This is a genomic window from Pseudomonas sp. GW821-FHT03E01, assembly GCF_059420765.1.
In genome coordinates, this window is the sequence record NZ_JBWKUI010000011.1 from 171,714 (window position 1) to 193,844 (window position 22,131).

A 22,131-nucleotide genomic window follows, 5' to 3' on the forward strand; every position below is an offset into this window, starting at 1 on the left:
CCACCATGACCGCCTTCGCTCGTATCACTCTCCTCAGCATGATGGTTTTGGGGCTAAGCGCTTGTGCGGTCCAGGAGCACGAGCCCGAACGGCTGCCGCCGATTCCGCCCTCGCAGCCGAGCACCAAACCGACCACACCGAGCAAACCGGTCACGCCGAGCAAACCATCGAAGCCGGTGCAACGCACCTCCGCCAGCTTCGCCCCGCCACCGGGGGGCAACAGCCATTGGGATGCGAAACTCGGTGTTTACGTCCTCGACAATCAAACCAACACCTTCTATCGCCAGCGCACCTACTACCGCTGGGACAACGGCTGGAGCCGCTCGATCAGCCCTAACGGGCCGTGGGAAGAGACGGATATCCATGGAGTGCCGGGTGGGTTGGGCAGACAGTTCGGGCAGTAAATGGAAACGGCGATCTGAGGATCGCCGTTTTGCTTTCTGGCATTTATGAAAGGCGATTAAAGAATGGCCTGATAGTGGGTCAACGCCTTGCTCGACCGAGTCAGGCCCAGGCGTAACAGCAGTTCGAGATAAGTGCTGACATCCATCGGCGGCGTCTTTAGCTGTTTGCGTTGTCGTTGTGCTGCCGCAACAACTGCTGCCGGGTCCAGATCGAAGAGGTTATCGACGAACTCGTCAGGATGCTGGGCCTCGATGCCAAAAGGTCCCAGTGTTTCGTCAGGAAAACCTTTCTGATTAAAGGTCACAATGACACTGGCATTGCAGCGTATAGCGGCAGCCAGAACATGTCGGTCATCGACGTCAGGCAGTGTTAGCCCTTCGATCAGCCTTTCGTAACCGTAGACGCAAGCATCAGGTATGGCCTGATCCATCAAGTCGGACGTGCGATCCAACTGCTCTGTTGTCAGGTCCGGGCGGTTCTTCAGTAGATTGCGCTTCCATTCGTTATGTATCTCCAGTGACCATCGCGCCCTGAAACGCCCGGAGAGCGCGAGCCACATCAAAAAATCTCTCAAGGGGGCGGGGTACAAAACACATGCGTCATATACAGCGGTAAAAGGGGAGTGCCTCACTCGTATCCTGTCCTTAACGCTTGTGCCTGCTCGGCGAGAAGCGTCATTGCTTGCTCGCTGGCTATGTCGCGCTGGGTTTTATAGTCCATCAAATCGGTAAAGCGCACACGTCGGTGCTTGCCGGTTTTGTGGTAGGACAACTCACCGGACTCCAGCAGTTTGATCAGGTGCGGGCGTGAGACATTGAGCAAGTCCGCCGCTTCCTGGGTGGTCAGTTCAGCGTGTACCGGGACCACTTTGACGGCGTTGCCTGCAGCGAGCTCTGCCAGGATGTCGACAAGCAACCGAAGCGCTGAGGTGGGAAGTTCGACGCTGTGTGCTTCATTCTGCTCATCGAAAATCTGGATATGCTGAGTTTCGAATTGGGTGGCGAGGTAGGCAGCCAAGGCGCGCTGACCTTCGATAGCGGCCTGGACCTCACGCTCCATGGGCAGGTTAAGGGGGGGATGGATAACTGGTGACATGATGCTTTCCAATATTCTGAATAATCGATATTGGAAGGCTATTCGAATCAAACGAAAATCGCAATAAACGAAACGACCGGCTTTTCAGCTCCTTATGCAGTCGCGTTAGTGCTTCCTGACGCTTTCGCGGACAAGCCCGCTCACACAGGGACTTACGTTTGTTCACGATGTTTCTAACGTTGTTACGCCGTCGCCAGTGCCGGCTTCTCCGAAGCACTCAAAAACCGCAACAACGCCAGCAGCGGAAACACGCTGCCGACAATCACGATCCACAACCAGCCACCGTGTTCGTACACCGCACTGGCCACTGATGAGCCGAACGCGCCGCCGATGAAGATGCTGGTCATGTACAGCGCATTCAGACGGCCGCGGCTCTTGGCGTCGAGGGTGTAGACCGCACGCTGGCCGAGGACCATGTTCATTTGCACGCAGAAATCCAGTACCACGCCGGTCACGGCCAGGCCGATGACGCTGTAGGCCGGGTGGATGAAGGCCGGCAGGAAGCTCAGGCTGGCGAACAGCATCGCCAGCAGCGAGGCGAGGCGGGTGTGGCCGGCATCGGCCAGTCGACCAGCGATGGGTGCGGCAATCGCGCCGATGGCTCCGACCAGGGCGAAGATCGCGATCTGGGTTTGCGACAAGCCATGATTGCGCGCCAGTTCCAGCGGCACGGCGGTCCAGAACAGGCTGAACGTAGCGAACATGCAACCCTGATAAAACGCCCGTTGACGCAACACCGGTTGCTGGCGCAGCAGCGTCCAGAGCGAGCCCAGTAACTGGCCATAAGAGGCGCTGTGATCAGGCTGGCGCTTGGGCACCGTCAGGGCCAGTACGATGCTGATTGCAGCCATCAAAACTGCGGCAATGACGAACATAGCGCGCCAGCCGAAGTGGTCGGCCACTACGCTGGACACCGGCCGGGCCAGCAGAATCCCCAGCAGCAGACCGCCCATGATCCCGCCAACCACGCGGCCGCGCGACGCTTCCGGCGTCAGGTGGGCGGCCAGCGGAATCAGGATCTGTACCGACACCGAGCTGAAACCCACCAGCAACGAAATCAGCAGAAACACGTTCGGCTGATCGGTGAACGCCGCGCCCAGCAAACTGGCAATCGCCACCACGGTGGTGATGATCATCAAGCGACGGTTCTCCAGCAGATCACCCAGCGGTACCAGGAAGAACAGGCCCAGCGCATAACCAATCTGCGTCAGCGAAACGATCAGGCTGGCCATGGTGTCGGTCAGGCCGATGTCCGGCGCGATCAGGCCGATGATCGGCTGGGCGTAGTAGATGTTGGCGACGATCGCGCCGCAGCAGAAGGCGAAAAGCAGCACCATGCCCCGGGTCATTGTCGCGGCACCGTGGGGCGCCTGAGTCGCTGGATTCATAACATGGCTCGCTGAACAAGAAGGAATGCGCAGAGGCTAATCGGCTGGCTAGAGCGGCGGAAGAGGGTTTGGATTGATAGTAATCATTCTTTTGCGGAATGAGTAACGCCGGTATGCGCTGTCTGGCGATGAACCATGCGTCCAAACAGTGGGATCCGATGATACATTCACTGACATCCTCTTCGATAGCGTGCTTATGTTCTCCTGCGCTCCATAAACCGGAAGGTACTTCGATATGAATGCGATGTTCCGTCACCTGATTCGCGGCGCTTGCGTTGTTACCTTGATCAGTTTGTTCACGGCAGGTCTTGCCCAGGCCGCCGATGTGCCGCCGGGAATGCGCATTGGCGTGCGCGGCGAGATCACCGGCATCAGCGCCGACGTCATGAAGGTCCATGTCAACAGCGGCGAAAACGTGCTGATCCACCTGACCAAGGACACCAAAATCCGCGCTGTCACCCTGGCCAATATCGAAGACATCAAGCCCGGCAGCTACATCGGCTCGGCTGCCGTGCCGCAGGAGGATGGCACGCTCAAGGCGCTGGAAGTCCACGTCTTCCCGCCGGAACTGGCCGGCAGCGGCGACGGCCATCGGCCTTTTGATCTGGTCAAGGGCAGCAGCATGACCAATGGCAGCGTAGGCGATCTGGTGGTCAGCAACGGCCGGGTTCTGACCGTCAATTACAAGGGCGGCCAACAGACGATTCTGGTGCCGGAGGATGTGCCGATCGTCAATCTGGTGCCGGGGGATCGCAGCTTGTTGAAGGTGGGGGTGAAGATCGTGACGTTTGTGACCCAGAGTGCCGACGGGACATTGACCGCTCAATCCATCTCGGCCGGCAAGGACGGTGTGACGCCGCCGATGTAACGGTATCCCACAAAAAAGGCGACCTTCACAGGTCGCCTCTTTCATTGAACTCAGTGATTACTGGCCGTTGTAAATCTGGTCGAAAACCCCACCATCATTGAAGTGAGTCTTCTGCACGGTGCGCCAGTCACCAAAGGTCTTCTCCACCGACAGGAAATCCACTTTCGGGAAGCGATCGGTGTATTTCGCCAGCACCGCCGGGTCACGCGGACGCAGGTAGTTGGCAGCCGCAATTTCCTGACCTTCCGGCGACCACAGGTATTTCAGATACTCCTCGGCCGCCGCGCGAGTGCCTTTCTTGTCGACGGTTTTGTCGACCACCGACACCGGCGGCTCGGCTTCGGCGGAAACACTTGGGTAAATCACTTCGAACTGATCACGACCAAACTCGCGAGCAATCATTTCCGCTTCGTTTTCGAAGGTCACCAGCACGTCGCCGATCTGGTTGGTCATGAACGTAGTCGTGGCGGCGCGGCCACCGGTATCCAGCACCGGCGCTTGTTTGAACAGTTTGCCGACGAAGGCTTTTGCCTTGTTTTCGTCACCGCCATTTTTCAGCACATAGCCCCAGGCCGAGAGGTAGGTGTAGCGGCCGTTGCCCGAGGTTTTCGGGTTGGGGACGATCACCTGCACGCCGTCCTTGAGCAGGTCCGGCCAGTCTTTCAGGGCTTTCGGGTTACCTTTGCGCACGATGAATACGGTGGCCGAAGTGAACGGCGCGCTGTTGTTCGGCAGGCGTGTGACCCAGTTGTCCGGGACCAGTTTGCCGTTGTCCGCCAGGGCGTTGATGTCGGTGGCCATGTTCATGGTGATGACGTCAGCCGGCAGGCCATCGATCACCGAGCGCGCCTGTTTGCTGGAGCCGCCGAAGGACATCTGCAGCGTGATGTTTTCGTTGTGCTCGGCTTGCCAGTGTTTCTGGAAGGCAGCGTTGTAGTCCTTGTAGAAATCTCGCATCACGTCGTAGGAAACGTTAAGCAGGGTCGGTGCGGCCTGAGCCAGGCTGCTCAAGGCCAGGCCAGCGGCCAGAAGTGAGGCGCCAAAGAGTTTTTTCACTGCGCATTCCTTGTTTTATCAAACGTGTTCGATGGAGATTATTGGCAATTTGCCAGCGACTATAGCCGGACTCGCATAGTCGCTTAAAGATTAAAAAACACTTTGCTTATTCCATTTTCTTGAACAACGCATTGCCACAACGAGAGCAGAACGCCGCGCTGTGCTCGTGGCTGTTTTTCTTGCAGACCGGGCAATCGTGTTGCAGTTGATCACCGCGCATGGCGTTGGCCAGTTCCGCGGTAAAGATCCCCGTCGGCACAGCGATGATCGAGTAACCGGTGATCATCACCAGGGATGAAATCACCTGGCCCAGCGGCGTCTTGGGCACGATGTCGCCAAAACCCACGGTGGTCAGCGTCACGATAGCCCAATAGATCCCTTTGGGGATGCTGGTGAAGCCGTGCTCCGGGCCTTCGATCACGTACATCAAGGTGCCGAACACCGTCACCAGGGTGCTGACGCTGAGCAGAAATACGACGATTTTCTGCTTGCTGCCGCGCAACGCCGACATCAAATAGTTGGCTTGTTTCAGATACGGGCTGAGCTTGAGGACGCGGAAAATCCGCAGCATTCGTATGATCCGGATGATCAGCAGGTACTGCGCATCGCTGTAATACAGCGCGAGGATACCCGGCACGATCGCGAGCAAATCCACCAGTCCATAGAAGCTGAACGCGTAGCGCAGCGGCTTGGGCGAGCAATACAGGCGCAGGCCGTATTCGATGACGAAAATGACGGTGAAGCCCCATTCGATGTACGCCAGCACGTCGGCGTAGTTCTGGTGAACGCTGTCGATACTGTCCAGAACCACGATCACCAGGCTGGCGAGGATGATCAACAACAAGATGCTGTCGAAGCGCCGACCGGCCCGGGTGTCGGTCTGGAAGATCATGACGTAAAGCTCTTCACGCCAGTTTTTGCTGCTGTCCATGGATAACGCCTGAATCGAGAATCAGCGCAGCCTAGGGTGATTCTCCCCGCTAGCGCAAGGTGCGCTGTCCATGGCGGACTGACGCAACACCCGAATGCCAGCGCGAATCAGCCAGCAGGCAAGAATGAACGGCGCGGTCAGCGTTGCCAGGCCCAGTGCGGCGAACCCCGGCGTGAGCAATACCGCGAGCAGAATGCCGAGCAGCGGCAGCCAGGGTTGGCGGCGTTGCGGGCTGAAGGCGAGGGCGGCGAGTACCGCGTTGTAACCGCTCAAACCCTGCAAGGCATTTGAAGTTTCGCCATGCAGAAGGGCAAATCCGAGGCCGGCAGCGGAGCCCAGCAGCGCCCAGACAAAGGCGTGGCGATCGGCGATCAGTAATCCGGCGGCAATCAGCGCGCCGGCCAGGGGATGGCCGAGAAACATGACTTGCCCCAGGCCTTTCAATTCGGCAGCGAGCAGGTTGAGGGTGTTCAGTTCGATCAGCGGCGCGGGTTGCTGTGGTGCGGCAAAGCCGAGCAATAACCAGCTCAACCCAACGAAGGGTGCGGTGTACGCCGGTAGACATCGATGATCGCGAGCACCTTTGAGCCATTGCTGAGTGAACATCGCACTCAGGCCGCCGCAGGCGATGATCAGCGGTGGCAACAGTGCTGACCATGGGAAATACAGGCTCAGCAGCAGGCCGAGCAAAATACCGTTGTAACTGAACAGCCCGGCCTGACGATCCGCCTTGGCATACCCGCGACGTTGCGCGGTAAGCAACCCGGCGACACCGCCCAGCAGCGCACCGCCGAGCAGAGCGGGCGCGGTGAAAAGAATCGCTAACAGACACAACAGCCCGCTCAGCGGATGGCGCTGGAGAAAGATCTGGCTGAAGCCGTTAAGCAGGGCGGTCGCCCAGTCGGGGCAGTGGGTGTTGAAGTGGTTGGCAGGCATGGGTGGGGTCTAGGGCAGAGGAAAATCCAGGGTCTTGCACAAACCTGTGGCGAGGGAGCTTGCTCCCGCTGGGCTGCGGAGCAGCCCTGAAATCAGCAATGCGGTCTTTCTGTTGAAACCGTCATGCCAAAGCGACGACTGCTTCGCAGCCGAGCGGGAGCGAGCTCCCTCGCCACAGGGGTAGTTCTTACCGGGGTAGCTCTTACAGGGGGAGTTCTTTAGAGCAATGTCTCGATGCGCAACGAATTGGTTGACCCCGGCTGCCCAAAGGGCACGCCCGCGGTAATCAGCAGCGTATCCCCGCGCTGAGCCATCCCCTGAGCCTGGGCGATTTCCAGCGCCGTCGAGCACACTTCATCCACCTGTCGCAGTCGATCGTTGACCACCGAGTGCACGCCCCACGCCACCGTCAATCGCCGGGCGGTTTGCAGGTTTGGCGTCAGGTTGAGGATCGGCACCGTCGGCCGCTCCCGTGCGGCCCGCAGGCTCGAAGTGCCGGACTCGCTGTAGTTCACCAGCACCGCCACCGGCAGCACGTTGCTGATGCGGCGGATCGCGCAACTGATCGCGTCCGACACCGTGGCCTCGGCTTTTGGCCGGCTCACGTCCAGTTGGGTCTGATAATCCGGGCCGTTTTCCACCTGGCGGATGATCTTGCTCATCATCTGCACGGCTTCCAGCGGGTACTCGCCAGACGCGGTTTCCGCCGACAGCATCACCGCATCCGCGCCTTCGGCCACCGCGTTGGCGACGTCGGTGACTTCGGCGCGGGTCGGGGCCGGGGAGAAGCGCATCGACTCCAGCATCTGCGTCGCCACCACCACCGGTTTGCCGAGTTGGCGGCAGGTGCCGATGATGTTTTTCTGAATCTGCGGCACGCTTTCGGCCGGCACTTCCACGCCCAGATCACCGCGAGCGACCATGATCGCATCGCTCAATTCAGCGATTTCCCGCAGCTGAGTCACGGCCGATGGCTTCTCGATCTTGGCCATCAAGAACGCTTTGTCGCCGATCAGCGCGCGGGCTTCGCGGATGTCTTCCGGGCGTTGCACGAACGACAGCGCGACCCAGTCCACCCCCAGCTCCAGACCGAAGCTCAAATCACGGCGGTCCTTGGCGGTCAGCGGGCTCAGGTCGAGCACCGCTTGCGGCACGTTGACGCCTTTGCGGTCCGACAGCTCGCCGCCGTTGAGCACCGTGGTGTCGATGGCGTCGGCGTACTTGGTCACCACTCGCAGACGCAACTTACCGTCATCCAGCAGCAGGTCCATGCCGGGCTCCAGCGCGGCGATGATTTCCGGGTGGGGCAGGTTGACCCGGCGCTCGTCCCCCGGCGTTGCATCCAGATCCAGGCGCAGCGCCTGGCCGCGATACAGCTGCACTTTGCCCTGGGCGAATTTGCCGACCCGCAGTTTCGGACCTTGCAGGTCCATCAGAATCCCCAGCGGATAATTCAGCTGGCGCTCGACTTCACGAATCCACTGATAGCGCTGCGCATGGTCGGCGTGATCGCCGTGGCTGAAGTTCAGGCGAAAGATATTGACCCCGGCGCGCACCAGTTCACGGATATCGTCGATCCCGTCGGTGGCCGGGCCGAGGGTGGCGAGGATTTTGACCTTCTTGTCAGGCGTCATGTTTAGGGCTCTCGAGAATCAGAATGGCGCGGAAGTCGTTGACGTTGGTACGGGTCGGCTCGGTGACGATCAGTGCATCGAGCGCCGCGAAGTAGCCATAGCCATTGTTATTGTCCAGCTCATCGCAGGCAGTGAGGCCGAGGGCGGCGGCACGGGCATAGCTGTCCGGAGTCATGATGGCGCCGGCGTTGTCTTCGGAGCCGTCGATGCCGTCGGTGTCACCGGCCAGGGCGTAGACGCCGGGCAGGCCTTTGAGGCTGTCGGTCAGGCTCAACAGGAATTCGGCGTTGCGCCCGCCACGGCCATTGCCGCGCACGGTGACGGTGGTTTCGCCGCCGGACAGAATCACGCACGGCGCCGCCAGCGGCTGGCCGTGCTGGACGATCTGCCGCGCAATGCCGGCGTGGACCTTCGCCACTTCCCGGGATTCACCTTCCAGGTCGCCGAGAATCAACGGGCTGAAACCCGCCTGACGGGCTTTCACCGCCGCCGCTTCCAGTGACTGCTGTGGGCGGGCGATCAATTGGAAATGACTGCGGGCCAGGCTCGGATCGCCAGGTTTGACCGTCTCCGACTCGGGACTTTGCAGCCAGGTGCGCACCGAGGCCGGGACTTCGATGGCATAACGCTTGAGGATCGCCAACGCTTCAGCCGAGGTGCTCGGGTCGGCCACGGTGGGGCCGGAGGCGATGACGGTGGCGAGGTCGCCCGGCACATCGGAAATCGCATAGGTGTAAACCGTGGCGGGCCAGCAGGCTTTGCCCAGACGCCCACCCTTGATCGCCGAGAGGTGCTTGCGCACGCAGTTCATCTCGCCAATGGTCGCGCCGGATTTGAGCAGCGCTTTGTTGATCGATTGCTTGTCGGCGAGGGTGATGCCGGCGGCGGGCAAGGCGAGCAGGGCAGAGCCACCGCCCGAGAGCAGGAAGATCACGCGGTCGTCTTCGCTCAGGTCGCTGACCAGTTCCAGAACCCGTTTCGCGACGGCCAGACCGGCAGCATCCGGCACCGGGTGCGCGGCTTCGACCACTTCGATTTTTTCGCACGGGGCACCGTGGCCGTAGCGGGTCACCACCAGGCCAGACACTTCACCCTGCCAGCAGCGTTCGACCACCTGGGCCATGGCTGCGGCGGCTTTACCGGCGCCGATGACGATCACCCGACCGCTGCGGTCGGTTGGCAAATGGGCTTCAAGGACATGCTGCGGATGGGCCGCGTCGACGGCTGTGGCAAACAGCTCGCGCAGCAATTGTTGCGGATTGACCGACATGGCGGGCTCCCGGAATTCTTGTTATTGGGTTTGTCGCGGACCCTGTGGGAGCGACTCTGTGGCGAGGGGGCTTGTCGGAACGCCGCACCGCCCCGTTGGGTTGCGAAGCAGCCCCAAAATCTGTGATGCACTGAAGATCTTGTGAGTGCTACGCACTCAAACGGGGGCAAGCCCCCTCGCCACAGGCTCGCTCCTGCAGGTTTGATGCGGTTTGGGGCAGGGCTTACTTCTTGTCGCGAATCGAGAAATTCGCCATGTGTTCCAGGCCCTTGATCAGCGCCGAGTGATCCCAGTTGCTGCCACCGATGGCCGCACAGGTGCTGAACACCTGTTGGGTATTGGCGGTGTTCGGCAGGTTGATGTTCAGCTCGCGCGCACCGGCCAGGGCCAGGTTCAGGTCCTTCTGGTGCAGGCTGATGCGGAAGCCCGGGTCGAAGGTGCCCTTGATCATGCGCTCGCCGTGAACTTCCAGGATCTTCGACGAGGCGAAACCACCCATCAGCGCTTCACGCACTTTCGCTGGGTCGGCACCGTTTTTCGAGGCGAACAGCAGCGCTTCGGCCACGGCCTGGATGTTCAGCGCGACGATGATCTGGTTCGCCACTTTCGCGGTTTGCCCGTCGCCGTTGCCACCGACCAGGGTGATGTTCTTGCCCATGGCCTGGAACAGCGGCAGGGCGCGTTCGAAGGCATCGGCCTCACCACCGACCATGATGCTCAGGGTCGCAGCCTTGGCGCCGACTTCACCGCCGGAAACCGGTGCGTCGAGGTATTGCGCGCCTTTCTCGTTGATTTTGGCGGCGAAGGTTTTGGTGGCGGTCGGCGAGATCGAGCTCATGTCGATCACGACTTTGCCCTTGCTGACACCCGCCGCAACACCGTCGGCGCGGAACAGCACGTCATCGACCTGCGGGGTATCCGGCACCATGACGATGATGAATTCGGCTTCCTGGGCGACTTCTTTCGGGTTGGCCAGCGCAACGGCGCCAGCAGCCAGCAGATCGGCAGGGGCGGCGTCGTGGTGCGCCGACAGGAACAGGCTGTGACCGGCTTTCTGCAGGTTCAACGCCATTGGGTGGCCCATGATGCCGGTGCCGATAAATCCGATTTTAGCCATGAGAAAATCCTCTTGTTTTTATTGCTCTATTCGCAAAATTCGTGGGGTGGCAGCGAGGACGCCTTCGCGGGCAAGCCTCGCTCCTACAGACAACCCAGGCCCCTGTAGGAGCGAGCGGTGCGGCGATCCGACTTGCCCGCGAAGAACGATGACACGGTGCCGGATCAAACAGCGTTATGGGTTTTCAACCAGCCCAGGCCCGCTTCAGTCGTGGTCAGCGGCTTGTATTCACAGCCGACCCAACCCTGATAACCGATGCGGTCCAGATGTTCGAACAGGAAGCGGTAGTTGATTTCACCTGTGCCCGGTTCGTTGCGCCCTGGGTTGTCTGCCAATTGCACGTGGTTGATCTCGTCCAGGTGCGCGGCCATGGTGCGGGCCAGGTCGCCCTCCATGATTTGCATGTGATAGATGTCGTATTGCAGGAACAGGTTGGCGCTGCCGACCTGTTCGCGAATCGACAGGGCTTGCGCCGTGTTGTTCAGGTAGAAGCCCGGAGTGTCGCGGGTGTTGATCGCTTCCATCACCAGTTTGATGCCCGCCGCTTGCAGCTTGTCGGCCGCGTACTTGAGGTTGGCGACGAAGGTTTTTTCCACGGTGGCCTCGTCGACGCCTTGTGGACGAATACCGGCCAGGCAGTTGACCTGGGTGTTGCCCAGCACTTGGGCGTAGGCAATGGCCAGATCGACACCGGCGCGGAACTCTTCGACCCGATCCGGCAGGCACGCGATACCGCGTTCGCCCTTGGCCCAGTCACCGGCCGGCAGGTTGAACAGCACCTGGGTCAGACCGTTGGCATCGAGCCTGGCCTTGATTTCGGCAGAGCTGAAGTCATAGGGGAACAGGTATTCGACACCACTGAAGCCGGCCTTGGCGGCAGCGTCGAAACGGGCAAGAAAATCCTGCTCGGTGAACAGCATGGACAGGTTGGCTGCGAAACGCGGCATGGTGGTCTCCCGTATATGTGTGAGGCCTCCTGTGGGAGCCGGCTTGCTGGCGATGGAGGTGTATCAATCGACATTGATGTGATTGACACATCGCCATCGCCAGCAAGCCGGCTCCCACAGGGGAACGATCAGCAGTTAATCGAGCAGCGAAATCGCCGTTGGCGCATCGTTGCCGACCAGCGCCAGGTCTTCGAATTCGTTGACGGCGTTGATTTCGGTGCCCATGGAAATGTTGGTCACGCGCTCCAGAATGATCTCGACGATTACCGGCACCTTGAACTCTTCGATCATCTCCTGAGCCTTGCGCAGGGCAGGCTGGATCTGGCCCGGTTCGAATACCCGCAGGGCCTTGCAACCCAGGCCTTCGGCGACCGCGACATGGTCGACACCGTAGCCGTTGAGCTCTGGAGCGTTGAGGTTGTCGAAGGACAGCTGCACGCAGTAGTCCATGTCGAAACCGCGCTGCGCCTGACGGATCAGCCCCAGGTACGAGTTGTTCACCACGACGTGGATGTACGGCAGCTTGAACTGCGCGCCCACCGCCAGTTCTTCGATCATGAACTGGAAGTCGTAGTCGCCCGAGAGCGCCACCACCTTGCGGGTCGGATCGGCCTTGACCACGCCGAGCGCGGCCGGAATGGTCCAGCCCAACGGGCCGGCCTGGCCGCAGTTGATCCAGTGACGCGGTTTGTAGACGTGCAGGAACTGCGCGCCGGCAATCTGCGACAGACCGATGGTGCTGACGTAGCAGGTGTCCTTGCCGAACACCTGGTTCATCTCTTCGTAAACGCGCTGCGGCTTGACCGGCACGTTGTCGAAGTGAGTCTTGCGCTGCAGGCTGGCTTTGCGCTGCTGACAGTCTTGCAGCCAGGCGCTGCGGTTTTTCAGTTTGCCGGCGGCTTGCCACTCGCGAGCGACTTCGATGAACACGGTCAACGCGGCAGCGGCGTCGGACACGATGCCCAGGTCCGGGGTGAACACGCGGCCGATCTGGGTCGGTTCGATGTCGACGTGAATGAATTTGCGGCCTTCGGTGTAAACGTCGACCGAACCGGTGTGACGGTTGGCCCAGCGGTTACCGACACCCAGCACCACGTCGGACTTCAGCATCGTGGCGTTGCCATAACGGTGCGAGGTTTGCAGGCCGACCATGCCGACCATCAGCGGGTGATCGTCCGGGATGGTGCCCCAGCCCATCAGGGTCGGGATGACCGGAATACCGGTCAGCTCGGCGAACTCCACCAGCAACTCGCTGGCGTCGGCATTGATGATGCCGCCACCGGCCACCAGCAATGGGCGTTCAGCCTGGTCGAGCATGGCCAGGGCTTTTTCCACCTGCACGCGGGTCGCGCTCGGCTTGGCCAATGGCAGCGGCTGGTAGGCGTCGATGTCGAATTCGATTTCGGCCATCTGCACGTCGAACGGCAGGTCGATCAGCACCGGGCCCGGACGGCCGGAACGCATCTCATAGAAGGCTTTCTGGAACGCGTAAGGCACCTGGCCCGGCTCCAGAACCGTGGTCGCCCACTTGGTGACCGGCTTGACTATGCTGGTGATGTCGACGGCCTGGAAGTCTTCCTTGTGCATACGGGCCCGCGGTGCTTGCCCGGTGATGCACAGGATCGGGATCGAGTCGGCCGAAGCGCTGTAGAGCCCGGTGACCATGTCAGTACCGGCAGGTCCCGATGTGCCGATGCACACGCCGATGTTGCCGGCCTTGGTGCGGGTGTAACCCTCGGCCATGTGCGAGGCGCCTTCAACGTGGCGAGCGAGGACGTGATCGATGCCACCGACCTTCTGCAAGGCGGAGTACAGCGGGTTGATCGCGGCGCCCGGGATGCCAAAAGCGGTATCGACCCCTTCGCGGCGCATCACCAGAACGGCGGCTTCGATTGCTCTCATTTTGCTCATGGTTTTGTGCCTCTTACGTTTTGTAATTGTATACAAGTGGCTTTGCGCAGAGTGTATTCACGGCGGACGGCGCAGGTCAATCCATTTTCTCAAGCGGCTGTTTCATTCGTCGGAAGCCCAAATAACTGTGGCTTTTCGTCGCATGTCGCGCTTTTCGAAAATTATTGTATACAAAAAAATAATTCATTGTGTTCTATTTGTTGCATCGGATTGCGCAACACAAAGCAATCCAACGGCTTTCCCTATAACAAAATGAGGACGGCACCATGAGCGCTTTAACCTTGAAAGTCGCAGTCAACCTGGCCGATCAGGCCATCACCGCGGGGCGGGCGATCTCTGCCGCGCCATTGACCGTTGCAGTACTGGATGCCGGCGGGCACCTGATAACGCTGCAACGGGAAGACGGCGCCAGCCTGCTGCGTCCGCAGATCGCCATCGGCAAGGCCTGGGGCGCGATTGCCCTGGGCAAGGGCTCACGCCTGCTGGCACAGGACGCCCAACAACGCCCGGCCTTCTTCGCCGCGCTGAATAGTCTGGGGCAGGGCAGCGTCGTCCCGGTACCCGGCGGCGTGTTGGTTCGGGATCAGGACGGGACTGTGTTGGGAGCGGTGGGCATCAGCGGTGATCTGTCAGATGTCGATGAGCAATGTGCGATCCGCGCGATCGAGGGGCAGGGGTTGAAGGCGGATGCGGGGGTGGCTGGTTGATCTTCGGCGCCTGATTTACCGCTTTCGCGAGCTTGCTCGCGAAAGTGCCTTGCGGACGAAAACAGCTTTTTAGCTGCCTGCTTTCTCCGTTGAAATTTCCATCCGGTAAATTCCGGATTTTTAGAATTTTGTGCGAAACATTTGGCTGTTGCCGAATATTTTCGCAAGAAAATTCATAGGTATCACTCGTATCATTCTCTCGGAACAGGCCGAGAGCTTTACAATGAAAACAACACTGTCGTGGTGGGATATCAGCCCGCCTCTGAGCACCGCTACACCTACCTGGCCGGGTGACACACCTTTCCAGGAAGAGCGCGTTTGGACGTTCGGACCCGAGTGTCCGGTGAATGTCGGGCGTATCACCCTGTCGCCTCACACGGGGGCCCATGTCGACGCGCCGCTGCATTACAGCGCTGATGGAGTGGCCATTGGCGATGTGTCGCTCGATGTCTATATGGGGCCTTGCCGTGTGCTGCATTGCCTGAATAGCGGCCGGCTGGTACACCCCGAGCAGCTTGAAGGTCGCTTGCAAGACCTGCCTGAACGGGTGCTGCTGCGCACCTGGCAACAAGCGCCATTGAGCGCCTGGGATCCGGATTTCACCGCCGTCGCCAAAGAAACCGTCGACCTGCTGGCGAACCTCGGTGTGCGCTTGATCGGTATCGATACGCCGTCGCTGGACCCTCAGCAATCCAAAACCATGGATTCGCACAATGCCGTAGCCCGACATGGCATGGCCATCCTCGAGGGCATCGTGCTCGATGACGTCCCGGAAGGGGACTATGAATTGATCGCGCTGCCGCTGCGTTTTGCCCATCTGGACGCCAGTCCGGTCAGGGCAATTTTGCGTCCACTGAATAAACCGCAACTTGAGGAGCCGACTCAATGAGCCAATGCCCCTATTCACCTGCAAACCAGACGGAAGAATGGCATAACGCCGAGCTGAATTTTTCCGACTCCATGAGCTACGGCGACTACCTGGATCTGGGGCGCATTCTCAGCGCACAGCACCCGTTATCTCCGGACCATAACGAGATGCTGTTCATCATCCAGCATCAGACGTCAGAGCTGTGGATGAAGCTGATGCTGCACGAGCTCAAAGCCGCTCGTGAACACATTCGACAGGGAGAGTTGCCGCCCGCGTTCAAGATGCTGGCGCGGGTCTCGCGGATTTTTGATCAACTGGTGCATGCCTGGACGGTGCTGGCCACCATGACACCCACCGAGTACCACGCGATACGGCCGTTTCTGGGGCAGTCATCGGGCTTTCAGTCGTTCCAGTACCGCGAGATCGAATTCATTCTGGGCAACAAAAGCGCGACCCTGTTGCGCCCCCACGCGCATCGGCCGGAACTGTTGCAGGCGCTTGAAAAGGCGATCGCCACACCGTCGCTGTATGACGAGGCGATTCGCTTGATGGCCAGCGCAGGCTTGACCATCGACCCACAGCGTTTCGAGCGCGATCCGAGCAGTCCGACGGCGCATGACGCGTCGGTCGAAGCCGCCTGGCGCGAGGTCTACACTGACCCTTCGCGTTATTGGGATCTCTATCAGCTGGCGGAGAAACTCATCGACCTTGAGGACTCGTTCCGTCAATGGCGCTTCCGGCATGTGACCACGGTCGAGCGGATCATCGGCTTTCAACCAGGGACCGGTGGCACAGAAGGTGTCGGTTATCTGCGCAAGATGCTCGATACCGTGTTGTTCCCGGAGTTGTGGCGAGTGCGCTCAACTCTTTAATTTACCGAGAATGATGTTTGAACGCTTAAACCGAGCGGCAATTGAGTAAATTGACGCATTCAAACCATGCCTGACCATAACAATTAAAAGGTAACCAGATGGCGGATGAAATCTTGAGGCAAGGCGAGCTCAAGCGAGGGCTGAAAAATCGTCATATTCAGCTGATCGCATTGGGCGGAGCGATAGGGACCGGGTTGTTTCTCGGCTCTGCCGGAGTACTCAAATCGGCCGGGCCGTCGATGATCCTCGGCTATGCGATTGCCGGCTTCATCGCCTTTCTGATCATGCGCCAGCTGGGCGAGATGATTGTCGAGGAACCGGTGGCCGGCTCCTTCAGTCATTTTGCCCACAAGTACTGGGGCGGCTATGCCGGCTTTCTGTCCGGCTGGAACTACTGGGTGCTGTATGTGCTGGTGGGCATGGCCGAGTTGACGGCTGTCGGCAAGTACGTGCAGTTCTGGTGGCCGGAAGTCCCCTCCTGGGTCAGCGCGGCAGTGTTCTTCGTCCTGGTCAATTTGATCAATATGATGAACGTCAAAGTCTTCGGCGAAATGGAGTTCTGGTTCGCAATCATCAAGGTCGTCGCGATCATTGGCATGATCGTCCTGGGCTGCTACATGTTGTTCAGCGGAACGGGCGGCCCGCAGGCCTCGGTCAGCAATCTGTGGAGTCACGGCGGCTTCTTTCCCAACGGCACCACTGGGTTGCTGATGTCCATGGCGTTCATCATGTTCTCCTTCGGCGGCCTGGAACTGGTCGGCATCACCGCCGCTGAAGCCAGCGAGCCGGGTAAGGTGATTCCCAAGGCGATCAACCAGGTGGTTTATCGCGTGCTGATCTTCTACGTCGGCGCACTCACCGTGTTGTTGTCGCTGTATCCGTGGGATCAACTGCTACAGACACTGGGCGCTTCGGGCGATGCCTATAGCGGCAGCCCGTTCGTGCAGATCTTCTCCTTGATCGGCAGCGACACCGCAGCGCACATCCTCAATTTCGTGGTGCTCACCGCAGCGCTCTCTGTCTATAACAGTGGCGTCTACTGCAACAGCCGCATGCTCTATGGCCTGGCCGAACAGGGCGACGCACCCAAGGCGCTGATGAAACTGAACAAGCAGGGCGTGCCTCTACTGGCGCTGGGCGTATCTGCGTTGATCACCATGCTGTCCGTGCTGGTTAACTACCTCGCCCCGCATCAAGCGCTTGAGTTGCTCTTTGCACTGGTGGTCGCATCGCTGATGATCAACTGGGCGATGATCAGCCTGACGCACCTGAAATTTCGCAAAATCATGGGCCAGCGAGGTATCGTGCCGGGCTTCAAGGCGTTCTGGTTCCCTTACAGTAATTACCTGTGCCTGGCCTTCATGGCCATGATCGTCTGCGTCATGCTGATGATTCCAGGGATACGCGCTTCAGTCTTCGCCATACCGGTGTGGGTGTTGATCATCTTCGGTTTTTACCGGATGCGTATGGCCAAGGATCGGGCCTTGCCGATAGTTCAATAGCCTTTGCCGTGGGTGCGCCGTGATGAGTAGCAACGCTGATCCGCAGTTTCGCGACATTCGTATCGATCACTATGACCTCGAGGGTGCAAGGAGCTGGATGTCTGGTATCTGCGGGCCGCACCGCCTCCAGACTTCGACGCCCGAGCGGATCCGCTTTCATCACAGCGCCAATGTGTTCAAGTCGATGGCCACGACCCTGGGCACGCTCTCGTACGGCACCGATGTCACCATCGATATCGAAGACGCCGAGCACTTCAGCAGTTACAGCCTGAGTTTGCCTTTGGTGGGCGAGCAGGAGCTGAGCAAGAATGGCAGCGTGTCGAAATCCAACCGCGATCAAGGGGTGATCATTTCCCCGAACGAGAACCAGATGCTGGCGATCTCCGGCGACTGCCGCAAAGTTCAGGTGGTGATCACCCGCGTCGCCATGAGCGAGTCGCTGGAGGGCATGCTGCAGCGACCGTTGGATACGCCGCTGCGTTTCGAGCCGGTGATGGATGCGGTGGACGGCGCGTCGGCCTCGTGGTGGCGCATGGCGCGTTATTTCATCGCGGAGCTGGAACGCAGCAATGAACTGTACGAACAGGTGGTCTTCACTCGGGACATCGAAAGCTCATTGATCAAAGGCTTGATCCTCGCCCAGCCGAACAACTACTCCGAAGAATTGCGCAACGTGCTCGGCGTGAAACTGCCGCACTACCTGATCAGGGCCAAGCAATACATTCACGACAATGCTCGCGAAGCCTTGCACCTGGAGGATATCGAGGTCGCGGCCGGGGTCTCGCGTTTCAAGCTGTGCGAGGCGTTCAAGAAGTACTTCGCCCTGTCGCCGATGGTCTACCTGAAAAAGTACCGGTTGAACGCTGTGCGCCAGGAAATCCTCGAACACGGCTCGGCGCGCAATATTTCTGCGATTGCCATGGGCTGGGGCTTTACGCATTTGGGACGTTTTTCCGCCGAATACCGCAAGTTGTTCGACGAGTCCCCCAGCACGACCTTGCAGCGTAACGAAGCCCGGCGCATGCGCGGGGGCTGAATATCCCGGTGTCCAGAATTGAATCAGATCTGCGACAGCAGCCTGATGAAGCTCTATTTGTGGCGAGGGAGCTTGCTCCCGCTGGGCTGCGAAGCAGCCCTAAAGCCTGCGGATGGGGGATCTCTGACAAACCTCGGTTGCGAATTTCAGGACCGCTTCGCGCTCCAGCGGGAGCAAGCTCCCTCGCCACAATTGATCACCTGATCATCGATATCCATTAACTGGCGCTCACTTACGCACCACCAAATCAAGCAACGTCTCCCGCTCCTTGATTTTCTGCAACACGATTTCCGAGCGGATATCAGTCACCCCCGCCGTGCGGTTCAGTTGGTTGACGATGAAGTCGGAGAAGTGTTTGACGTTGCGCGCCTGGACCCGCAGCACATAGTTGCTCGCCCCGGTAATCACGTAGGCGGTGACCACTTCCGGCCACAACTGGACCTTCTTGATGAAGGTCTCGTGCCAGTCCTCGACGTCCTGTCGCAATGACACATGGACGATGGCTTCCAGTTCGACTCCCAGCTTCTCTGCGTTCAGCATCGCGCGATAGCCAGTGATGATTCCTTCACTTTCCAGCAAGCGTAAACGGCGCAAACAGGCCGACGGCGACAGTGCGACCTTCTCTGCCATTTCGTGGTTGCTGATACGGCCATCTCGTTGCAAGAGATGCAGGATCCGCAGGTCTGTCGGGTCGAGAGTCATGGCTAGAATAAATCCTCGATATTTGGCGTTGGATTCGAATTTTCTACGAGATAAATACTAGATGGCTGCTTACTTTGCACGAAAATTCTCTAAAGCTTCGTTCATTATTTCCTCATCGTGAAGGCGCAAATAACGCCTGAAACACGACACCCACACCCGACTATTGCGATCTGCCCGGACGGCACTTCTTTCAAAAAGCAGGACACCCAATGACTACAAGAAACGATTGTCTGACGCTTGATGCGCAGGACGCTCTGGCCCCTCTGCGTCAGCAGTTTGCGCTCCCCGAAGGGGTGATCTATCTCGACGGCAACTCCCTCGGCGCGCGCCCGGTCGCAGCGCTGGCGCGTGCTCAGGCAGTGATCGCCGATGAATGGGGCAATGGCCTGATCCGCAGTTGGAACAGCGCTGGCTGGCGCGATTTGCCTGAGCGTCTGGGCAATCGACTGTCGGGGCTGATTGGCGCCGGTGACGGCGAAGTGGTGGTGACCGACACCACCTCGATCAACCTGTTCAAGGTACTCAGCGCCGCCCTGCGCGTGCAGGCCACGCGGGCACCGACGCGGCGGGTGATCGTCAGCGAGACCAGCAACTTTCCGACTGACCTGTATATCGCCGAAGGTCTGGCGGACATGCTGCAGCAGGGCTACAGCCTGCGTCTGGTCGACAGCCCGCAAGAGCTGGCGCAAGCGATTGACCAGGACACCGCGGTGGTCATGCTCACCCACGTCAACTACAAGACCGGCTACATGCACGACATGCAGGCCCTGACCGCGCTGACCCATGAATGCGGCGCGCTGGCCATCTGGGACCTGGCGCATTCCGCCGGGGCGGTGCCGGTCGACCTGCATCAGGCGCGCGCCGACTACGCCATCGGTTGCACCTACAAGTACCTCAATGGCGGTCCGGGCTCGCAAGCTTTCGTCTGGGTTTCCCCTGAGTTGTGCGATCTGGTGGCGCAACCGCTGTCCGGCTGGTTCGGTCATTCGCGGCAGTTCGCCATGGAGTCGCATTACCAGCCGAGCAGCGGAATCGCCCGCTATTTGTGCGGCACCCAGCCCATCACTTCATTGGCGATGATCGAGTGTGGTCTGGATGTCTTCGCCCAGACCGACATGGCCAGCCTGCGCAGCAAGTCCCTGGCGCTGACGGACCTGTTCATCCAGTTGGTCGAGCAGCGCTGCGCCGCTCACGAGCTGACCCTGGTCACTCCACGCGAACACGCCAAGCGTGGCAGCCATGTCAGTTTCGAACATCCCCAAGGTTATGCGGTGATCCAGGCCTTGATCGCCCGTGGCGTGATCGGCGACTACCGCGAGCCGCGGATCATGCGGTTCGGCTTCACCCCGCTGTACACCCGCTTCACCGAGGTCTGGGATGCGGTGCAGATCCTCGGCGAAATACTTGATCAGAAAACCTGGTCGCAAGAACAATTCCAGATCCGCCACAGCGTCACCTGATACCCCCCGAGCCTTTGTCCTGCTGCCGCGAATTTCCCGGCAGCAGGGCTTCGGTCGCCTCCGATAAGCACTTCTGTGAAAACACAATAATAAGGAACACGCAGAATGAAATTGTCCCTTTGGCCCGCCTTGCCGCTCGCCATTACCAGCTGTCTCGGCCAAGTGGCCCATGCCGCACCCGACAATGGATTCGTTGAAGACAGCAGCCTGACCCTGACCCATCGCAATTTCTATTTCTACCGCAACAACCTCAACAACCCGGGCGGCCAGAACTATCGGGAGGAGTGGGCCCACGGACTTATGCTCGATTATCGTTCCGGCTATACCCAGGGCACAGTGGGTTTCGGAGTCGACGCCTACGCGCAGTTGGGTCTCAAGCTCGACAGCGGCAGGGGGCGTACCGGCACCGGTTTGTTGCCGGTCGGTTCCGATGGACGCGCCGAGGATGAGTATTCCGAAGCGGGTGGCGCGCTCAAGGCGCGGATCTCGAAGACCGAACTCAAATACGGCAATCTGACACCGCTCAACCCGGTGTTCGGCACCGGCTCGGCGCGCCTGTTCACCACCTACGCCAATGGTTTCCAGCTGACCAGCAACGAGTTGAAAGGACTGCAACTCGATGCCGGGCACTTCACCTCGGGCAATGACAGTGCGTCGACCAACGACGATGGCGCCCTCAAGGCGCTGTATGCCGGGGTGGAAACCCGTAGCGTCGATTATCTGGGCGGCAGTTATGCCCTGAGCGATCAATTGAGCGTCAGCCTGTACGGTTCGCAGTTCGCTGATATCTGGCGGCAGCACTACGCCAACGCCAACTACAGCTATGCCCTGAGCGGAAACCAGTCGCTGAACCTGGATTTCAACCTCTATCGCACCAACGACTATGGCCAACGCCTGGCCGGCAAGATCGACAACACTACCTGGTCGCTGGCCGCCGCGTACAAGGTGGGCGCGCACCGCTTGACCCTGGCCTACCAACGGGTCGATGGCGATGAACCGTTCGATTATCTCGGCTTCGATCAGCAGCCGGGCACCTCGGTATTCCTTGCCAACTCGGTACAGATCCTCGACTTCAACGCGCCCAATGAGCGTTCCTGGCAGCTGCGTTATGACCTGGACATGGCGCCCTTTGGCGTGCCGGGCCTGAGCTTCATGTCGCGCTATGTGAGCGGTGACCATATCGACGACAGCCACTACGACGGCGGCCCCAATGGTGCCTATGGACGTTACGGCAGTGACGGCAAGCGCTGGGAACGCGACCTTGAAGCGCGCTACGTGGTGCAGGAGGGCAAGGCCAAGGACCTGTCGATACGTGTGCGTCAGGCCAGTGTGCGTTCCACCGCCCAGGTGGCCCGGGCGGACACCACCGACAACAACGAAGTCCGGGTGATCGTCGAGTATCCGCTGAATATTTTCTGATCCGTGG

Annotated in this window: 21 protein-coding genes; 9 read left to right on the top strand and 12 right to left on the bottom strand. The window is 59.7% G+C overall.

The features are described 5' to 3' along the window. The first annotated feature begins 5 nt into the window (after positions 1 to 5). Positions 6 to 404: a hypothetical protein gene (locus AC07VO_RS19635; protein ID WP_086945855.1), complete on the top strand. Its 399-nt coding sequence runs from the start codon at positions 6 to 8 to the stop codon at positions 402 to 404. A 56-nt stretch (positions 405 to 460) separates the two neighbouring features. Here AC07VO_RS19635 and AC07VO_RS19640 read toward each other — a convergent pair whose 3' ends face one another. From AC07VO_RS19640 to AC07VO_RS19650, 3 genes are all read right to left on the bottom strand, one after another. Continuing rightward, positions 461 to 1,036: a PIN domain-containing protein gene (locus tag AC07VO_RS19640; RefSeq protein WP_086945854.1), complete on the bottom strand. Its 576-nt coding sequence runs from the start codon at positions 1,034 to 1,036 to the stop codon at positions 461 to 463. Continuing rightward, a complete protein-coding gene (locus AC07VO_RS19645; protein WP_018925078.1) occupies positions 1,033 to 1,500 on the bottom strand; it encodes a helix-turn-helix domain-containing protein in 468 nt (155 codons plus the stop codon). The genes AC07VO_RS19640 and AC07VO_RS19645 overlap by 4 nt, the downstream gene beginning before the upstream one ends. Positions 1,501 to 1,682: 182 nt before the next feature. After that, positions 1,683 to 2,888, bottom strand: coding sequence for an MFS transporter (locus AC07VO_RS19650; protein WP_064619428.1), 1,206 nt, complete (start codon positions 2,886 to 2,888; stop codon positions 1,683 to 1,685). 235 nt (positions 2,889 to 3,123) lie between these two features. Between AC07VO_RS19650 and AC07VO_RS19655 the strand changes: the two genes are divergently transcribed. After that, complete coding sequence (locus AC07VO_RS19655; RefSeq protein ID WP_086945852.1) at positions 3,124 to 3,756, top strand: hypothetical protein; 633 nt, start codon at positions 3,124 to 3,126, stop codon at positions 3,754 to 3,756. Positions 3,757 to 3,813: 57 nt separating this feature from the next. Here AC07VO_RS19655 and AC07VO_RS19660 read toward each other — a convergent pair whose 3' ends face one another. The 8 genes from AC07VO_RS19660 to gcl form a co-directional block, all read right to left on the bottom strand. Then, positions 3,814 to 4,812, bottom strand: coding sequence for a sulfate ABC transporter substrate-binding protein (locus AC07VO_RS19660; protein ID WP_086945851.1), 999 nt, complete (start codon positions 4,810 to 4,812; stop codon positions 3,814 to 3,816). Between the two features lie 106 nt (positions 4,813 to 4,918). Continuing rightward, positions 4,919 to 5,743 (bottom strand): ion transporter, encoded by an 825-nt coding sequence (locus AC07VO_RS19665; RefSeq protein ID WP_064619420.1) that lies wholly within the window; start codon positions 5,741 to 5,743, stop codon positions 4,919 to 4,921. Positions 5,744 to 5,764: 21 nt separating this feature from the next. Next, entirely contained in the window at positions 5,765 to 6,679 is a 915-nt protein-coding gene (locus AC07VO_RS19670; protein WP_086945850.1) for an urea transporter, read from the bottom strand. Between the two features lie 218 nt (positions 6,680 to 6,897). Continuing rightward, positions 6,898 to 8,313 (bottom strand): pyruvate kinase, encoded by a 1,416-nt coding sequence (pyk, locus tag AC07VO_RS19675; RefSeq protein ID WP_019648133.1) that lies wholly within the window; start codon positions 8,311 to 8,313, stop codon positions 6,898 to 6,900. Continuing rightward, entirely contained in the window at positions 8,303 to 9,583 is a 1,281-nt protein-coding gene (locus AC07VO_RS19680) for a glycerate kinase type-2 family protein (protein WP_086945849.1), read from the bottom strand. The genes pyk and AC07VO_RS19680 overlap by 11 nt, the downstream gene beginning before the upstream one ends. Before the next feature lie 223 nt (positions 9,584 to 9,806). Further along, positions 9,807 to 10,700, bottom strand: a complete 894-nt coding sequence (locus AC07VO_RS19685; RefSeq protein ID WP_018925086.1) for a 2-hydroxy-3-oxopropionate reductase — start codon at positions 10,698 to 10,700, stop codon at positions 9,807 to 9,809. A 164-nt stretch (positions 10,701 to 10,864) separates the two neighbouring features. Further along, positions 10,865 to 11,647, bottom strand: coding sequence for a hydroxypyruvate isomerase (hyi, locus tag AC07VO_RS19690; RefSeq protein ID WP_086945848.1), 783 nt, complete (start codon positions 11,645 to 11,647; stop codon positions 10,865 to 10,867). Between the two features lie 135 nt (positions 11,648 to 11,782). Next, positions 11,783 to 13,558 carry a glyoxylate carboligase gene (gene gcl, locus AC07VO_RS19695; RefSeq protein ID WP_018925088.1) on the bottom strand — a complete coding sequence of 592 codons (1,776 nt, stop codon included), beginning with the start codon at positions 13,556 to 13,558 and terminating at the stop codon, positions 11,783 to 11,785. A gap of 266 nt (positions 13,559 to 13,824) precedes the next feature. Here gcl and AC07VO_RS19700 point away from each other — a divergent pair, with 266 nt between their 5' ends. From AC07VO_RS19700 to AC07VO_RS19720, 5 genes are all read left to right on the top strand, one after another. Beyond that, a complete protein-coding gene (locus tag AC07VO_RS19700) occupies positions 13,825 to 14,265 on the top strand; it encodes a GlcG/HbpS family heme-binding protein (RefSeq protein ID WP_007939170.1) in 441 nt (146 codons plus the stop codon). Positions 14,266 to 14,488: 223 nt separating this feature from the next. Then, positions 14,489 to 15,154: an arylformamidase gene (kynB, locus tag AC07VO_RS19705; protein WP_026286331.1), complete on the top strand. Its 666-nt coding sequence runs from the start codon at positions 14,489 to 14,491 to the stop codon at positions 15,152 to 15,154. Then, positions 15,151 to 16,005, top strand: a complete 855-nt coding sequence (kynA, locus tag AC07VO_RS19710) for a tryptophan 2,3-dioxygenase (RefSeq protein WP_086945847.1) — start codon at positions 15,151 to 15,153, stop codon at positions 16,003 to 16,005. The genes kynB and kynA overlap by 4 nt, the downstream gene beginning before the upstream one ends. A 98-nt stretch (positions 16,006 to 16,103) precedes the next feature. Further along, positions 16,104 to 17,507, top strand: coding sequence for an amino acid permease (locus AC07VO_RS19715; protein WP_086945846.1), 1,404 nt, complete (start codon positions 16,104 to 16,106; stop codon positions 17,505 to 17,507). Between the two features lie 22 nt (positions 17,508 to 17,529). Continuing rightward, entirely contained in the window at positions 17,530 to 18,543 is a 1,014-nt protein-coding gene (locus tag AC07VO_RS19720; RefSeq protein WP_081625693.1) for an AraC family transcriptional regulator, read from the top strand. 228 nt (positions 18,544 to 18,771) lie between these two features. Here AC07VO_RS19720 and AC07VO_RS19725 read toward each other — a convergent pair whose 3' ends face one another. Continuing rightward, on the bottom strand, positions 18,772 to 19,245 hold the full coding sequence (locus AC07VO_RS19725; protein WP_007939165.1) for an Lrp/AsnC family transcriptional regulator: 474 nt from the start codon (positions 19,243 to 19,245) through the stop codon (positions 18,772 to 18,774). A 209-nt stretch (positions 19,246 to 19,454) separates the two neighbouring features. On the opposite strand from AC07VO_RS19725, the gene kynU reads away from it, so the two are divergent. Then, entirely contained in the window at positions 19,455 to 20,705 is a 1,251-nt protein-coding gene (kynU, locus tag AC07VO_RS19730) for a kynureninase (protein WP_495007663.1), read from the top strand. Positions 20,706 to 20,810: 105 nt separating this feature from the next. Next, positions 20,811 to 22,124: an OprD family porin gene (locus AC07VO_RS19735; protein ID WP_086945844.1), complete on the top strand. Its 1,314-nt coding sequence runs from the start codon at positions 20,811 to 20,813 to the stop codon at positions 22,122 to 22,124. The last annotated feature ends 7 nt before the right edge of the window (positions 22,125 to 22,131 follow it).

Excerpts from the sequence above, each read along its gene's own strand:
- AC07VO_RS19635 (WP_086945855.1), top strand. The coding sequence starts at position 6 with ATGACCGCCTTCGCTCGTATCACTCTCCTCAGCATGATGGTTTTGGGG.
- AC07VO_RS19645 (WP_018925078.1), bottom strand. The coding sequence starts at position 1,500 with ATGTCACCAGTTATCCATCCCCCCCTTAACCTGCCCATGGAGCGTGAG.
- AC07VO_RS19650 (WP_064619428.1), bottom strand. The coding sequence starts at position 2,888 with ATGAATCCAGCGACTCAGGCGCCCCACGGTGCCGCGACAATGACCCGG.
- AC07VO_RS19655 (WP_086945852.1), top strand. The coding sequence starts at position 3,124 with ATGAATGCGATGTTCCGTCACCTGATTCGCGGCGCTTGCGTTGTTACC.
- AC07VO_RS19665 (WP_064619420.1), bottom strand. The coding sequence starts at position 5,743 with ATGGACAGCAGCAAAAACTGGCGTGAAGAGCTTTACGTCATGATCTTC.
- AC07VO_RS19670 (WP_086945850.1), bottom strand. The coding sequence starts at position 6,679 with ATGCCTGCCAACCACTTCAACACCCACTGCCCCGACTGGGCGACCGCC.
- pyk (WP_019648133.1), bottom strand. The coding sequence starts at position 8,313 with ATGACGCCTGACAAGAAGGTCAAAATCCTCGCCACCCTCGGCCCGGCC.
- AC07VO_RS19680 (WP_086945849.1), bottom strand. The coding sequence starts at position 9,583 with ATGTCGGTCAATCCGCAACAATTGCTGCGCGAGCTGTTTGCCACAGCC.
- AC07VO_RS19685 (WP_018925086.1), bottom strand. The coding sequence starts at position 10,700 with ATGGCTAAAATCGGATTTATCGGCACCGGCATCATGGGCCACCCAATG.
- hyi (WP_086945848.1), bottom strand. The coding sequence starts at position 11,647 with ATGCCGCGTTTCGCAGCCAACCTGTCCATGCTGTTCACCGAGCAGGAT.
- gcl (WP_018925088.1), bottom strand. The coding sequence starts at position 13,558 with ATGAGCAAAATGAGAGCAATCGAAGCCGCCGTTCTGGTGATGCGCCGC.
- AC07VO_RS19700 (WP_007939170.1), top strand. The coding sequence starts at position 13,825 with ATGAGCGCTTTAACCTTGAAAGTCGCAGTCAACCTGGCCGATCAGGCC.
- kynB (WP_026286331.1), top strand. The coding sequence starts at position 14,489 with ATGAAAACAACACTGTCGTGGTGGGATATCAGCCCGCCTCTGAGCACC.
- kynA (WP_086945847.1), top strand. The coding sequence starts at position 15,151 with ATGAGCCAATGCCCCTATTCACCTGCAAACCAGACGGAAGAATGGCAT.
- AC07VO_RS19715 (WP_086945846.1), top strand. The coding sequence starts at position 16,104 with ATGGCGGATGAAATCTTGAGGCAAGGCGAGCTCAAGCGAGGGCTGAAA.
- AC07VO_RS19720 (WP_081625693.1), top strand. The coding sequence starts at position 17,530 with ATGAGTAGCAACGCTGATCCGCAGTTTCGCGACATTCGTATCGATCAC.
- AC07VO_RS19725 (WP_007939165.1), bottom strand. The coding sequence starts at position 19,245 with ATGACTCTCGACCCGACAGACCTGCGGATCCTGCATCTCTTGCAACGA.
- kynU (WP_495007663.1), top strand. The coding sequence starts at position 19,455 with ATGACTACAAGAAACGATTGTCTGACGCTTGATGCGCAGGACGCTCTG.
- AC07VO_RS19735 (WP_086945844.1), top strand. The coding sequence starts at position 20,811 with ATGAAATTGTCCCTTTGGCCCGCCTTGCCGCTCGCCATTACCAGCTGT.